Origin of the sequence: Paenibacillus sp. RS8 (genome assembly GCF_041956825.1) — a bacterium.
In the GTDB taxonomy this organism is placed as follows: Bacteria; Bacillota; Bacilli; order Paenibacillales; family Paenibacillaceae; genus Paenibacillus_AQ.
The window spans coordinates 2,894,998-2,909,410 of sequence record NZ_CP168131.1; the positions used below are offsets into that span (position 1 = coordinate 2,894,998).

At 44.5% G+C, this 14,413-nt stretch carries 12 protein-coding genes; 8 read left to right on the forward strand and 4 right to left on the reverse strand.

Annotation, left to right across the window (positions count from 1 at the left end):
- Positions 1 to 344: 344 nt before the first annotated feature.
- Entirely contained in the window at positions 345 to 1,118 is a 774-nt protein-coding gene (locus ACDZ28_RS14340; RefSeq protein ID WP_341110882.1) for a DeoR/GlpR family DNA-binding transcription regulator, read from the reverse strand.
- A 197-nt stretch (positions 1,119 to 1,315) separates the two neighbouring features.
- On the opposite strand from ACDZ28_RS14340, the gene ACDZ28_RS14345 reads away from it, so the two are divergent.
- Genes ACDZ28_RS14345 through ACDZ28_RS14370 form a run of 6 tightly spaced genes read left to right on the forward strand, consistent with a single transcriptional unit; the run spans position 1,316 to position 8,002 of the window.
- The gene (locus ACDZ28_RS14345) at positions 1,316 to 2,068 is read left to right on the forward strand and encodes an ABC transporter ATP-binding protein (RefSeq protein ID WP_042124736.1); all 753 of its coding nucleotides are present in this window, start codon (positions 1,316 to 1,318) and stop codon (positions 2,066 to 2,068) included.
- Positions 2,061 to 3,680, forward strand: a complete 1,620-nt coding sequence (locus tag ACDZ28_RS14350; RefSeq protein ID WP_375105019.1) for an ABC transporter permease subunit — start codon at positions 2,061 to 2,063, stop codon at positions 3,678 to 3,680. Before ACDZ28_RS14345 ends, ACDZ28_RS14350 begins: the two co-directional genes overlap by 8 nt.
- 47 nt (positions 3,681 to 3,727) lie before the next feature.
- Positions 3,728 to 4,729, forward strand: coding sequence for an extracellular solute-binding protein (locus ACDZ28_RS14355; protein ID WP_375105020.1), 1,002 nt, complete (start codon positions 3,728 to 3,730; stop codon positions 4,727 to 4,729).
- Between the two features lie 21 nt (positions 4,730 to 4,750).
- Positions 4,751 to 5,845 (forward strand): 2-aminoethylphosphonate--pyruvate transaminase, encoded by a 1,095-nt coding sequence (gene phnW, locus ACDZ28_RS14360; RefSeq protein WP_375105021.1) that lies wholly within the window; start codon positions 4,751 to 4,753, stop codon positions 5,843 to 5,845.
- Complete coding sequence (gene phnX / locus ACDZ28_RS14365) at positions 5,842 to 6,657, forward strand: phosphonoacetaldehyde hydrolase (protein ID WP_375105022.1); 816 nt, start codon at positions 5,842 to 5,844, stop codon at positions 6,655 to 6,657. Before phnW ends, phnX begins: the two co-directional genes overlap by 4 nt.
- Positions 6,647 to 8,002: an aspartate aminotransferase family protein gene (locus ACDZ28_RS14370; protein WP_375105023.1), complete on the forward strand. Its 1,356-nt coding sequence runs from the start codon at positions 6,647 to 6,649 to the stop codon at positions 8,000 to 8,002. Before phnX ends, ACDZ28_RS14370 begins: the two co-directional genes overlap by 11 nt.
- 321 nt (positions 8,003 to 8,323) lie before the next feature.
- Here the strand turns inward: ACDZ28_RS14370 and ACDZ28_RS14375 are convergent, their stop codons facing one another.
- Positions 8,324 to 9,382 carry a UvrB/UvrC motif-containing protein gene (locus ACDZ28_RS14375; protein ID WP_375105024.1) on the reverse strand — a complete coding sequence of 353 codons (1,059 nt, stop codon included), beginning with the start codon at positions 9,380 to 9,382 and terminating at the stop codon, positions 8,324 to 8,326.
- 166 nt (positions 9,383 to 9,548) lie between these two features.
- On the opposite strand from ACDZ28_RS14375, the gene ACDZ28_RS14380 reads away from it, so the two are divergent.
- Entirely contained in the window at positions 9,549 to 10,277 is a 729-nt protein-coding gene (locus ACDZ28_RS14380) for a hypothetical protein (RefSeq protein WP_042124748.1), read from the forward strand.
- Between the two features lie 133 nt (positions 10,278 to 10,410).
- Here ACDZ28_RS14380 and ACDZ28_RS14385 read toward each other — a convergent pair whose 3' ends face one another.
- Complete coding sequence (locus ACDZ28_RS14385; protein WP_375105025.1) at positions 10,411 to 11,376, reverse strand: S-layer homology domain-containing protein; 966 nt, start codon at positions 11,374 to 11,376, stop codon at positions 10,411 to 10,413.
- An 88-nt stretch (positions 11,377 to 11,464) separates the two neighbouring features.
- The gene (locus tag ACDZ28_RS14390; RefSeq protein WP_375105026.1) at positions 11,465 to 12,256 is read right to left on the reverse strand and encodes an SDR family oxidoreductase; all 792 of its coding nucleotides are present in this window, start codon (positions 12,254 to 12,256) and stop codon (positions 11,465 to 11,467) included.
- A gap of 176 nt (positions 12,257 to 12,432) precedes the next feature.
- Here ACDZ28_RS14390 and ACDZ28_RS14395 point away from each other — a divergent pair, with 176 nt between their 5' ends.
- Positions 12,433 to 14,412, forward strand: a complete 1,980-nt coding sequence (locus tag ACDZ28_RS14395; protein ID WP_375105027.1) for a GTP-binding protein — start codon at positions 12,433 to 12,435, stop codon at positions 14,410 to 14,412.
- Position 14,413 lies beyond the last annotated feature (1 nt).

A 14,413-nucleotide genomic window follows, 5' to 3' on the forward strand; every position in this document is an offset into this window, starting at 1 on the left:
CAGAACAATGATGTTTGGGAGAGTAATTAGGGAAAAACTCCCTGAAAAAAGCTGATATTTGCATAAAATCAATGGAATTAGGGAATTCCTCCCTGATAATTAGGCGAATATCTACATTTACCAACGAATCACCTGAATTATAGGGAGATTTTCCCTAATTAGTAGTCTGAAGCGCAGAATTTTTTTGATTTTAGGGAGATATTCCCTAATTATCGATCATGGCATCAGGTAAGTGTCTATGATTCTAAAAAACACAAAAATCCCCTAGGTAAAATGGAGTTACCAGCACCATTTCAAATCCAAGGAGAGGCTTTTTTGTGTTTTTAGATGGATGATGAAAGTCTTTATTCCGCAACAATCAAGCTCGTACGTTTGGGTTTAAACTTCTGTAGGAAGCTTCGATCTATATTACGGTCGGTAATAATGTACCCGATTTTATCGAGTGAGGCGATGCCGATGGTCACATCTTTCCCGAATTTAGTATGGTCTGCGGCAACATAAACCTCTTTGGAGAGATCGATAATTTTTTTACGAGTTTGGGCTTCCTCCAGGTTATAGTCGGAGATGCCTTTTTCAAGGGTAATGCCGCTTGCGCAAATAAAAGCTTTAAGGATATTTAACTCACTGAAATTAAATAGATAATCATATGCAATGACAGACTGCTCATTTAGCCGGACCTTTCCGCCGATGATAATAAGCTCAACCGCACTGTTCATCAGTTCGTTAACCACAGGAATGGAGTTCGTAATGACCGTGAGATTCTTTTTATTCTTGATATATTTGGCGATCTGATAGGTGGTAGAGCCGCTGTCCAGATAGATGCAATCCCCATCGTTGATATATTCGCTGCACTTTTGCGCGATCATTTTCTTTTCCTCTAAGTGACCGACCATCCGCGCATCCATTGGAGATTCGGCAAACTCCGATTCCACCAGTTTAATTCCACCATAAATCTTCTTGATCTTCCCTTGCTTGTCCAGTAGGTTGATATCTCTGCGAAGGGTATCGATAGAAATATTAAGCTCTTCTGCTAGCTCCGGCAGCTTCTGAACCTTTTTCAACATTAAGATTTCTATGATTTTCTTTTGCCTTTCCAGTGGAAACATGTTATCACCCATTCAAAGTTTATATCGCTTTCGATAGTTGAAGTATAAAGGGATTAGGATAGGGTAGCAACAACTCCTTTGCAACTTAGTCATGATATACTTATAATGTAGTCACAACTTATTTAAAGTTTACATACATTTTACGTAACTGTTTATCCTCAAAAACAAAACCTTTTTATACTGAGGTTGTACTTGAGGAGGTGGAACCTTTGCTTAAATTACAAAACATAAGCAAGCATTACGATAACAAGGTTGTTCTAGAGGATATTAGTCTAGACATCCAAGCAGGGGAAATTGTCTCCTTACTCGGCCCCAGCGGGAGTGGAAAAACCACCTTGCTAAACATCATCTTAGGATTGGCTAAGATGGAGCAGGGGCAAATCATTTTTAATGATCAAGATTTAAGTAATGTACCCATGAAGAAACGCGGATTTAATATAGTGTTCCAGGATTATGCGTTGTTCCCTAACTTAAATGCTTACGAGAATATCGTTTATGGTCTGAAAAATAAAAAGGGATTAACGTCGGAGCATGAGGTTCAGGAGTATATCGAGTTTCTGGAATTAAAGCCGCATTTAACGAAGAAGATTGGCGCTCTATCCGGTGGGCAGAAGCAAAGGGTGGCTTTGGCAAGAACGCTCGTAATGAAGCCCAAATTATTACTGCTCGATGAACCTCTAAGCGCACTGGATGGAATCATCAAGGAATCTATTAAAGCCCGGATTAAATCCATCGCCAGAGAATATAAGCTTACGACGATTATCGTCACCCATGACCCTGAAGAGGCGTTAACCCTGTCGGATAAAATTCTCATCATTAATCAAGGTCATATTGCCCAGTTCGGAACGCCTCAAGAGATCATTCAACAACCTAGCAATGATTTTGTAAAAGAATTTATTCTGGGGCAGCTGCAAGTGAAACGGGAAAATATCTATAACCTGTTCGGTGAACATTATGCCTAAAGCTAAACCGGAAATGCGGATCATTTTTATCCCAATCGTATTGTTATTTATCGTTTTCCTGATCTTGCCACTGGCAGTTTTATTCATCCGCTCGTTTGAAACGGACCAAGGTTATTCGGTATCCAATTATCTCACCATTCTGGCAGATCAAGAGATTCGAGAGTCCATCGGAAATAGTATGAAGGTCTCCGGTGCGACGGCACTCATCACTACTGTTCTAGCTTTTATCCTTTCCTATACTATCCACTGTACAAGAATCTATCGCCCTTTAAAAAGCATCATTAGAACTGGAATCCTGATCCCCATGCTGCTGCCTACGATTACATATGGGTTTGCGATAATGTACTCTTTTGGCAACCAGGGACTGATTACTAAAATCTTCGGGCGGAATTTATTTGAGATTTATGGATTTAATGGTCTGTTGATAGGCTACGTAATTTATACCTTACCTTCGGCTTTCCTGCTGATTCATAATTCGTTCAAGTACATTGATAAAAAGTTCATCGTCGTCTCCAAGCTTATGGGTGACGGGACGGTGCGCAGCTTCATGAACACCATTGTTAGGCCTTTGTGGGGCACTTTGGGAGGGGCGTTTGTTCTTTCTTTTATCCTGAGCTTCACAGATTTCGGGATCCCTGCATCGGTGGGCGGGACTTATAACGTAGTTGCTACACAGCTATATCAAGTCATGCTTGGGGCGATACCGGATTTCAACAATGGTGCTGTGATTGCTGTACTGATGTTAATACCGGCGGCGTTTGGGGTGGTGCTGTTAACTTATCTTGAAAAGTTCAATTTCCATTATGACAAGGTGACTGAAATCGAGATGATCCGGAATAAAGGCAGAGATTCGGTTCTTGGACTGATTTCATCCGTGATTCTAATCGGACTGCTGGCGGTGTTTGCTGTCATGTTCGTTGCACCGCTGGTGAATGGCTATCCTTATGATCTAACGTTTACGTTCAAGCATTTTGTGGATGTTTTTCAATCAAGCGATTTAATCAATGTATATAAAAACTCCTTTCTGGTAGCAGGATTGACGGCAATCATAGGTACGATCGTAGCGTATGCTGCGGCTATCATTAATGTACGAACACCTATAAAAGGGAAAGCGACTTTCGACATCCTGTCGATGGTGACGAACACGGTACCGGGTATGGTCCTTGGTCTGTCGTATCTACTTCTGTTCAATAACAGCAGTCTCAAGGGAACCTTTACGATTCTTGTGCTCTGCACCCTTGTTCATTACTTTACAACTCCTTATTTGATGGCAAAGAACTCTCTGGCGAAAATGAATCCATCGTGGGAAACCACTGCTGAATTATTAGGTGACAGCTGGCTGCAGACGATTCGCCGGGTCATTCTGCCGAACTCTGCATCCACGGTGATAGAGATGGTCAGCTACTATTTTATCAATGCGATGGTGACCATTAGTGGAATTATCTTTCTAGTGACTGCCCAAACCTCGGTAGTGGCTAGCAAAATAAAGGAGTTGCAGCATTTCGCCAAATTTAATGAGGTGTTTGTCCTATCCATCCTGATCTTTTGCACCAACCTTATTATCAAGCTCCTAGGTGACTATTTTCAGAAAAGGCAATCAAACTCTCGTTAGTTAACGATTTTAAATATAAAAAAACCAGTTAAAGTGAGGGAGAAATTATGTCTAAGAGAATTAAGGGAATCAAGGGGATTATGTTGTCTATCGTGGCTTTGAGTTTGGTGTTTACATTAGCAGGTTGTGGAAATAAAGCATCGGGTGATGCGAGTAAAGTAGTGATTTTGACCAATGCGGATGAAGAAGCTGTGGCTTCTATGGAGACTGCGCTAAAAGGTGCGGGGTACGAAGGGCAATATCTCTTTCAATCCTTGGGTACTTCTGAGCTGGGTGGAAAGCTGATGGCTGAGGGAGACAAAATTGAGGCTAACCTGATCACGATGAGCTCTTATTTTGTAGAAAGTGCGCAAGAGAAACACAGCATGTTCAAAGACCTATCGTTTACGACGAACGCGCTAGATTCCTATCCAGCGTACTATACGCCGATCTTGGCGAATACCGGTGCTATTTTTGTTAACACATCGGTTCTTAAAGATAAAGGACTGGCGATGCCAACGTCCATTAAAGATTTAACGAAACCAGAATTTAAAGGCTTGGTATCTGTTCCGAACATTATGGACTCTTCGACAGGCTGGTTGTTAGTTCAGGCGATTATTTCGCAATACGGTGAGGAAGAAGGCAAAACGGTTCTGCATGATTTAGTTGCTAATGTAGGCCCACATCTGGAAAGCTCCGGTTCCGGTCCGATTAAAAAGGTAAAAGCAGGAGAAGTAGCTGCAGGGTTTGGACTTCGTCATCAGGCAGTACTAGCTAAAGAAGAAGGCGCACCGATTGACTATGTAGATCCAACGGAAGGTAACTTCTCGCTTACAGAATCCGTAGCCGTGGTGAAAAAAGACGATGCAACGACAGAACTGGCTATGAAAATGGCAGAAACGATTGTTAAAGATGCTAGAAAAGACTTAATTACAAATTACCCAGTAGCTCTTTATAAAGATGAAACGGTTAGTGATATCCATAAACCTGCACACAGTATGAAATTTGTTAAGCCGTTGACTGTGGAATTGCTGGAGCAACATCAACAATTCTTTAAAGAAAATAAATAAGATTAGAAGGAGTGAAGGGCCATGAACAACTATAAATTACTGACACCCGGTCCATTGACAACTACTAACACGGTCAAAGAGCAAATGCTCTTTGACCGTTGTACTTGGGACCAGGACTATAAGAACATTACACAACAAATCAGATCCAGACTTCTGGATTTGGCAAGGGCAACGAACGATGAATATACGACAGTTCTCATGCAGGGTAGTGGTACGTTTGCAGTGGAATCTGTGCTGACTACGGCGATTTCAGCGGATGATAAGCTTTTGATTATTACAAACGGTGCCTACGGAGAACGTATTGTGCAAATGGCGCAATATATCGGACTCCATTATCGTGTGTATAGTGCCCTATATAATGAATTCCCCCAAGTGGCAGAGCTTAGAGGGATTCTTAAAGAGGATCCAGCCATTACGCACATTGCGATGGTGCATTGCGAGACGACGACAGGGATTCTTAACCCGCTTGAGATGATCTCACAACTGGCAAAAGCCTGCGATAAAACATTAATTATCGATGCGATGAGCAGTTTTGGCGGAATAGAGATTGATGTTCCTGGGCTTGGAATTGACTATTTAATCAGCAGCGCTAATAAATGTATTCAGGGTGTTCCGGGGTTTGGTTTTGTCATTGCAAAACTGAATAAACTGCTCACCTGTAAAGGAAATGCACGTAGTTTATCACTTGATCTATATGATCAATGGAAGGCGATGGACGCGGATGGGAAATGGCGCTATACGTCTCCGACCCATGTAGTGGCTGCTTTTTCGAAAGCGATTGAAGAACTGATCGAAGAAGGCGGCATTCCTGCAAGGGCAGCAAGATACCAGAATAATAACCGCGTACTGAGAGAAAGACTTGCGAGAATAGGAATAGAGGCGTATATCACAGACGAGAAGCAATCTCCTATTATAACCACCTTTCTTTTTCCGAACGAGACATTCAGCTTTGAAGATTTCTATGAATATGTGAAAGAAAAGGGGTACGTCCTTTACCCAGGCAAATTAACGGAGCATGATACCTTCCGGATTGGGAATATTGGTGAGATTTACGAAGAAGATATCCAGAACTTATGTAATATTATCGAAGCATACATGGGAGGAATGACACAATGAATCAAATCGAAGGCGTAATTCTGGATTGGGCAGGAACAACGGTTGATTTTGGCTGCTTTGCACCGGTGAATGTGTTTCTTGATATTTTTCGGGAAGCTGGGATTGAAGTTACGATGCAGGAAGCTAGAGCCCCTATGGGGATGCTGAAAATAGATCATATCCGCGCGATGTTATCCATGCCAAGAGTAGGTGGCTTGTGGGAAGAAAAGTATGGCAGAGCTTTTACTGAACAGGATGTAGAGAACCTGTATGCTGAATTCGAACCGGCCCTGATGGCATCCTTATCCGAATATACTGATCCGATTCCGCAGGTTATTGAGACCGTCCAAGTGCTCAGAAGCCAAGGACTAAAGATTGGTTCAACCACTGGATATACAGAGTCCATGATGGAAGTTGTCATTCCGAATGCCGCTGGGAAGGGCTATCAACCGGATTATGTAATCACGCCAGATGGAACGCATTCACTGGGAAGACCTTACCCGTATATGATTTATCATAATATGGAAGCTTTAAAGCTATCGGCAGCATGGAAGGTTGTTAAGGTAGGCGATACGATTTCAGACATTCAAGAGGGTGTTAATGCAGGCGTCTGGTCCGTAGGTGTAATCATTGGAAGCTCTGAAATGGGCTTAAGCCAGGAGGAATTTAATGCACTTTCAGACGTGGAGAAGGAAACGGTGATCTCAGCGACACAGACCTCTTTTATTCAAAACGGGGCAGACTTTACGATTCAATCGATGAGTGAGCTGCCTCAGCTGATTGGACGAATAAATGACCTGATTTCTCAAGGAATCAGACCTTATGCGAGATAATCATGAGCTAAAAAGAGAAGGTGACATCAACTTTAGCCCCTTACGGACAGAGTGGATGACTCAGTTAAGCGCTGTGAGTATAGATAGGATCGAAGCGGACGAGCGTGCGTATATGCGACAATCCATGTCTACGCCGTGCTTGAACAGTATCGTAGATGCTGAGGGATGTTATATCACAGATGTGAATGGACGCAAATATCTTGATTTTCATGGAAATAGCATTCATCAGATTGGCTATAAGAATCCTTACGTAACTGAAGCTGTGAAAAAACAGCTCGACGAGCTACCGTTCATTCCAAGAAGATTTACGGCAGATATTGCGGTACAAGCTGCAGAAGCTTTAATCAACAAAACGACCTCAAAGGACTACAAGGTGTTGTTCACTCCTTCTGGAAGTGCAGCTGTAGGTCTGGCTCTTAAGATTGCTCGCAAATGGACGGGAAAACATAAGGTCATCTCCATGTGGGAGTCCTTTCATGGTGCGGGGCTGGATACGATCGCTGTGGGCGGAGAATATGTGTTTAAAAAGGATATGGGCCCGCAAATGCCAGGGATGCTAAAAGCCATTCCTTTTAACGGATACCGCAACCTGCTGAGAAGTTATTCGCATGAAGCAGTTGCTACCTTCTGCCTCGACTATTTGGAGTATATGATTCAACATGAAGGAGAGATCGGGGCGATCTTACTTGAGCCTATTCGGGCGACGGATACGCATATCCCGCCAACATCCTATTTCACAAGATTAAGAAAAATATGTGATGAATATGGGATTTTGCTCATTTTTGATGAGATTCCAACAGCGTTGATGCGGAGTGGAAGATTCTATGTTCATCAGCATTTTGATATCGAACCGGATATTCTCGTCCTCGGAAAAGGGTTAGGTGGAGGAGTGATCCCGCAGGCGGCGGTGCTTACCAGAACGCAATATGATTGTGCGGCGGATATTTCTTTGGGTCACTATACCCATGAGAAGCCGGCGTTAGGAAGTGCGGCGATCTGTGCCACTATCCACTACATTGATGACTTGAAGCTGCAGGAACAATGCATCAGTCGGTCTGAATTTGTAAGAGAAAAACTTGAGGCTCTATGGGCTAAACATGATTACATCGGAGATGTCCGTATTGCTGGACTACTGATCTCTATTGAACTTGTGAAGTCCAGAGAGACTAAAGAGAAGAATGAGGAATTAGCAGAGCGAGTTCTGTATTATTGCCTGGAGAAGGGTCTTTCTTTTAAATTGGCAGGAGGGAACTGTATCACTTGGCATCCTCCGCTTATTGTATCTGAAGAGCAATTAACCTTTGCAGTTAATCTTTTGGATGAAGGCTTGAGTAGATATAGTTGAGGGATATGCAAGCTTCAAAACAGGTTTCTTCGGCTCCGTACATGGGGTTGAAGAAGCCTTCTTTGTTGTTTAAGGAGTGAAGGACCTGCTCTCTTTGGGTAAGTTTAGAGTAACAGTTGAAATATAGGCTTATTACTAGGAGGAGATAGACGTGGGAAATCCATTGAAGGAATTAAAGAATAGTGTGAATGGCCTATAAAAGATTGTTGAACCGAAACCGAAAAACGAAGCCTGCAAAGGCAGGCAGTCGTTAACTAGTATAAAAGGAACTGTAGGAGCGATAGCGCCCGTCTTTGTCGTAGTCACGACCCATACCTAGAATTAAAAATTATACGAATGGGTTGGAGCAGCATTTAAAAAGATCCGGAGCAGCTCGTCTACCGGAGTGTCTAGACGGGAAGGACTTTCGGCTGCAAGCCAATCCTCTTGCACGATGATGTAGCTGCAGGAGCTGCTTTTTAAATAGCTGTATATAATTTGTGCTTCGTCAATTTCATGGCGGCTGATTGCTGCCGGGGCCTGGTTAAGTTCACCGCGGAAAGCGTCCATAATCGCTGATGTAATAACGGCTTGCAGGTGGGTGATATCGGGTTGATCATATTCGAGTTTAGTATGCATCAGGATGCGGTTACCCTTGAGCAATAGGAGTTTAAGCGTCTGTTCATCCATGGCTTCAAGGATCGCGATATTCTGATTCTCTGCAGCGAATTCGATAACCTTCTCTTTGTGATTCAGGAAGCTGATGGCTCCGATGTAATCCCTGTATTTGGCGGCGGTTTCGAAGTCATATTGCTCTGCGGCCTCAGTCATCTGTTGTTCCATCTGTTCAAGAAGGCTGGCATCCGTTCCGTTTAGTAGGGCTATGACGCTATCAATGATTGTATTATATTGATCTGCGGCTTCTCCGCCTGCACACATCCCTATGCATAAGCCAAGCGAATGGTTTAGGCATAAGGAATTTTTGAAGCTAGGATTGCTGCAAAGGATTCTTGAGCTTTCCTTGATACCTTGTACGGCGCGCTCCACAGTACTTCTGCTCGTGTAGGGACCCCAAATCTGATTTCCTTCCTGAACATCAGGGTCATAGGTAATCTCTAACGAACGCATTTTATCATCCGTTCCTATTACGATATACGTATAAGCCTGTGGATTTTTCATTTTTCGATTGTACATGGGCTTTATTTCTTTAATTAATTTGCACTCCAGCATAAAAGCTTCAAATTCGGTATCTGTAAGGATAATATCCAAATCTTTAATATGTCTAACGAGCTGTTTTACTTTTGGTGAATGAGACTTCGAGTTTTGAAAATAAGATTTTACTCTCCGTTTCAACTGTTTCGCCTTACCAACATATATAATATGACCGAGACCATCCTTCATGAGATACACGCCGGGAGTCAGGGGAAGGCTCTTTAGTTTCTCTGATAAATTGATAGTAACCCCTCCGTCATTCAAGAGTTGATTGATAGTTTTAGTATAAGCTTGCAACCTTCATTTGTTCAAATCAGTCTAAGTAAGAAATGATCAAAAGGTGAGGAGGAATCTTATGTACTTTGCAAAAAATCTCGGTGGGCTGGCGCTGATAGCAGCTATGTTATGGCTTACTGCATGTAGCGGAACTCCAGAAGCGGGTACGGAGCCGAAGCAGACACCAGAGCAGTCACAGACGGCACAACCCTTGGTTACGACGGAACCACCACAGGAGACGGAACTACCACAGCAGACGGAGCCATCAAGCACGGAGCAGCCGCAGGATCTAGAGGGATTGCCGCCATTAGTTGAGGAAGCTGCGTCTACGGTTATGAACGCCATTAGGAATAAGGATATGAAGCAACTGGCCGCATGGGTACATCGGGAGAAAGGGCTGCGCTTCTCTCCATATGCATACGTGGATACAAAACATGATCTTGTATTCACCCAGGATGAAGTAGAGGACTTAATGAATGATTCCACCAAAAGAGTGTGGAGAACATTTGCTGGCTCTGGTGATTTCATCGAGCTGACCTTCGCAGATTACTACAAGCGGTTTGTTTATGATGCGGATTTCATTCAGACGGCCGAGATTGCTGTGAACAAAGGGCTGGGTCAGGGCACAATGATTAATAACTTAAACGAAGTGTATCCAAAGGATCAATACGATTTCGTTGAATATCATATTGAGGGGATCGATCCTTCAGTGGAAGGGATGGACTGGCGCAGCCTTCGTCTAGTTTTTGAGAAGATTGGAGAGGATCATGCACTGGTAGGTATAATTCATGATCAATGGACGCCCTAGCTTAGGGGTCTAGATGACGAAGGGTTTAGAACATGGGAAAGACCTCAAAAAAACGAAGGTGCCTCAGTAGCCATTTCACGGCTTTTGGGGCACCTTCATTTGATTCGTAGCATTAGAATCGAGTCCGGAGCTTTTATTGCGTAGCACTAGAAGAATAAGATGTAGATCCGGATACCGATTTAGCGATCGCTTTATAGCCCTCTGGCAGATAAGTGACAACAGATGCTTTTGAAATCACTTGTGCGTACATTTTTCCTGGATCAGGAGCAGTCACATTAAAGTAAATCACAGCGGTTTTGTCTTTGCCAAATTCAATTCGCTCAATCACAAGTCCATACCCTGGATGAGGTAGATTATTAACGGTCAGCGTAGCCTTATTTACCCCTTCACCGGCTTTGGTTAGTGTAACCTCAGTCTCGTAGGCAGGAGTAGCAGGGCTTCCATTAGACACAATTACGCGTTTGGCAAAAGCGGCAGCATCATAGGTCAGAGCGGCTGCTTCTGAGCGGGTGATGGCACCATTTGGCCGGAAATTACCGTTCTTATCGAGTGTGGCAATATGTGTATTCAACAGGATCTGGAGGCTGTTTATCACCTCAGTAGAGAGTTTATCGCCATCCTTAATGTCTATATACATCAGCGTAACAGGGAAATTACCTTTACTTTGCAGCGCTTGCGTCAATAAGTGAGCGAACTGAGCGCGGGTGATGGTTCCGCTAGGGTCCACTGTCCGGTCGAGTGAAAGGCCATTTTGCTTGGCAATCACAAATGCTGAAGCATACCAGGCTTTGTCACTTACCTTATCAAAATAGTCGCTGGCTTTAGAAGAGCTGCTACCTGACACAGGCTTCAGATTCAAGCCGCCTACGATGAACTGTATCCCTTGTGCAAAGCTCACTTTAGATTTAGGCGCAAACTTATCTTTATCAACTCCGTTTATAATCCCCTCTTTGTGCAAAGAGTTGATTTTTGCTTCCGCAGGATCACCCTTCAAATCTGAAAAAGCAAAAGCGGATGCCCCAAAAGACATACTCGCTGCCAAAATGCCGCAGGCTATAGTCATTTTTTTAGCATTATTTATGAATAATGATTTCTTCATTATGCGTCACCTCCATACTCTTAGATGGTAGAATAGACCAAAATGTTGCAGTGAATGTATTAAATATTATCACGATTCAAATAAAACGTTATCCTCGCAGGAGCGACTCGGCACCATCTACATAAATCTCAGTTCCTGTCACATGAAAAGATTCATCCGATGCGAGAAACAATACCAGATTGGCAACCTGCTCAGGTTTACCCGGTGCATTTTCCAGCGGATGATTGCCTTCCGGAAATTCCACAGGAATCTTCACTTCTTGAAGATCATCGCTTTTATACGTATTATCTCCAATTTGTGTATCGATTGATCCTGGGCAGATTGCATTCACGCGAATGCCGTATTGCGCCAGCTCTAATGCCGCCATTTTCATAAAAGCAACTTGTCCTGCCTTGGAAGATGAGTAAGCGGAAGCGCCGATGTTCGAGAATACTCGATTGCCGTTAATGGAGCTGGTGATAATGATGCTGCCGCCATGTTCTTTCATATGGGGGATAGCATATTTTACTGTGGCAAAGGTGCTGCGTAGGTTCGTATCCAGTGTCTTGTCCCAATCATCGATTTCCAGTGTTTCGATAGGAGACCATGTACCATTAATGCCGGCATTAGCAAAAATAATATCAATCTTCTCGGCCGCCTCCCCAACCTTGCGAATACTTTCTTCGACTAGACCTGGATTGGAGACATCGCATTCAATTACTGTTGCTGTGCCTCCAATAGACTCAATCTCACGTTTAGTTTCATAGGAGTCCTCAGGTGTGCGGTCAAGCATGTATACCTTAGCGCCGTGCTGGGCAAACCGTATGGCTGTAGCTTTTCCAATACCAGAACCAGCGCCTGTAACCACTGCAACTTTATCCTGTAAACGTTGATCTGTCATGATGAATTTCCTCCTTGGCGTTAGATTTCTTAGTTAGTAATTACATACCCGGCATAGCCGAATCTAACCAATTGAACTGCAGGGTGGAACAACAGGGGTGGATATATTACTATGGAATGTAAGGATGTAAAAAATATGAATTTAGATCAATCTAGCTCATGATAGGGGAACTATAGATGATTCAGCAGCAAGGGGCAGAACGGATTAATGTGGGGATATTTGCCCATGTGGATGCCGGGAAGACAACAACTACGGAGCATATTTTATATGAATGTGGTCGCATTCGTGCACTTGGCAGTGTTGATAGTGGGACAGCATTAACAGATTCAATGGATGTGGAGCGGCAACGCGGGATATCGGTACGGGCGGCATTGGCTTCTTTTACTTGGGAAGGTGTGCAGATCAATCTCGTCGATACACCGGGGCACGTAGATTTTCTGTCAGAGGTTGAACGGTCTTTGCGGGTGATGGATTGTGCGGTGCTTATTTTGTCTGCGGTAGAGGGCGTTCAGGCTCAAAGTGAGATGATCTGGAACGCGCTGCGGAAGCTGGGGATTCCGACGCTTATTTTTGTGAACAAAATGGACCGGGTAGGTGCTGACCCTGAAGCAGTGCTGGCAGAGGCGAGAAACTATTTATCTAGTGATATCATTCCAGTGCAGCAACCGGTGGGCAAAGAGCAGGAGTACATAGGGGCAATAGATTTGTGGGGGAGCGAGGCTGATCTTGCGGCACAGACTGAACTGTTGGAGGCATTGGCTGAGCGGGATGAAGATCTGTTAGAGGCGTATATGTCAGGTAGTTCGATTGATCTTTCAGCTTGGAAAAAAGCAATGAAGACGGCTTCCGCATCTGGACGCTATTACCCAATGGTTTATGGTGTTGCCGCCAAGGGGCTTGGTATTACGGCATTGCTGGACGCGATGATTGAGTATTTTCCTCGTGCGGGTGGAAATGCTGAGGGCTCGGTATCAGGGATCGTATACAATATTCAACGTGATAAAAGTATGGGACGAATGGCGTTTGTCCGCCTTTACGAAGGAACGATCCGTAACCGCGATACGGTGATGAACAACACACAGGATATTCAGGGGAAAGTGACCCAGATCCGTAAGGTCGAAGGCGGCCGTACTGAGGATGTCGGAGCACTTGAAGCGGGGGATATCGCTGTAATCTATGGTCTTTCAGGGGTGCGTATTGGAGACATACTCGGCCATCCGGAGGCGATTCCGGAGGAAGCGAAGCTGGCAGTGCCGCTGTTAACAGTGCGCGTATTCTGGGAAACCGATATGGATGATCATAAGGTTATCGGAGCGCTGCAGGAGCTGGCGGATGAAGATCCGCTTTTGGATGCACAGTGGCTGCAGGACGAACGGGAGCTGCATATCAAAGTAATGGGACCTATTCAGCTGGAGATTCTGAACAGTGTTCTGAAGGAGCGCTATGGCCTTCAGGTTACCTTTGGTCAGCCTTCTGTCATTTATAAAGAAACACCAGCCTCTGCTGGGGAAGGCTTTATCGCCTATACAATGCCGAAGCCATGCTGGGCAATTTTGCGGTTTCAGATTGAGCCAGGTCCCCCAGGTAGTGGATTAGTCTACGATTCGGTAGTTCGGAGTTCTGATTTGCTGCCGCAATATCAGAGCGAGACCGCACGCCGTGTGCTGGAAGCGTTACAGCAGGGCTTGTACGGCTGGGAGGTTACCGATCTGAAAGTGACCTTGATTGAGGGACAGCATCATGTGTGGCATACACATCCGCTGGATTTTGCCGTAGCGACTCCTATGGGGATTATGGATGGACTCGCGCAGGTAGGTACTAAGCTGCTGGAGCCGATTCTTCAGGTTCGCATCGTAGTTCCTGAGGAGAATGGCGGCCGTGTGATGAACGACCTGGTTCAGATGCGCGGCACGTTCGATCCACCTGTGCTGCAAGGCGACCGGATGATCATCGAAGGGCGTTTGCCGCTGGCAACGTCGCTCGATTATCCCGTCAGCTTAAGCTCCTACACAAAGGGGCGCAGCACGTTCACTTCTTTTTTTGCCGGCTATGAAGAATGTCCTTCAGATGTATCCGCAGAGCGCACCCGCCGGGGTGTGAACCCGCTGGATCAGGCGAAATATATATTAAGCGTGCGAAAGGCGCTGCAGGGGTGAG

Bases quoted from the DNA above. Each gene is read 5' to 3' on its own strand.
- ACDZ28_RS14340 (WP_341110882.1), bottom strand. From the start codon at position 1,118: ATGGGTGATAACATGTTTCCACTGGAAAGGCAAAAGAAAATCATAGAA.
- ACDZ28_RS14350 (WP_375105019.1), top strand. From the start codon at position 2,061: ATGCCTAAAGCTAAACCGGAAATGCGGATCATTTTTATCCCAATCGTA.
- ACDZ28_RS14355 (WP_375105020.1), top strand. From the start codon at position 3,728: ATGTCTAAGAGAATTAAGGGAATCAAGGGGATTATGTTGTCTATCGTG.
- phnW (WP_375105021.1), top strand. From the start codon at position 4,751: ATGAACAACTATAAATTACTGACACCCGGTCCATTGACAACTACTAAC.
- phnX (WP_375105022.1), top strand. From the start codon at position 5,842: ATGAATCAAATCGAAGGCGTAATTCTGGATTGGGCAGGAACAACGGTT.
- ACDZ28_RS14370 (WP_375105023.1), top strand. From the start codon at position 6,647: ATGCGAGATAATCATGAGCTAAAAAGAGAAGGTGACATCAACTTTAGC.
- ACDZ28_RS14375 (WP_375105024.1), bottom strand. From the start codon at position 9,382: ATGAAGGATGGTCTCGGTCATATTATATATGTTGGTAAGGCGAAACAG.
- ACDZ28_RS14380 (WP_042124748.1), top strand. From the start codon at position 9,549: ATGTACTTTGCAAAAAATCTCGGTGGGCTGGCGCTGATAGCAGCTATG.
- ACDZ28_RS14385 (WP_375105025.1), bottom strand. From the start codon at position 11,376: ATGAAGAAATCATTATTCATAAATAATGCTAAAAAAATGACTATAGCC.
- ACDZ28_RS14390 (WP_375105026.1), bottom strand. From the start codon at position 12,256: ATGACAGATCAACGTTTACAGGATAAAGTTGCAGTGGTTACAGGCGCT.
- ACDZ28_RS14395 (WP_375105027.1), top strand. From the start codon at position 12,433: ATGATTCAGCAGCAAGGGGCAGAACGGATTAATGTGGGGATATTTGCC.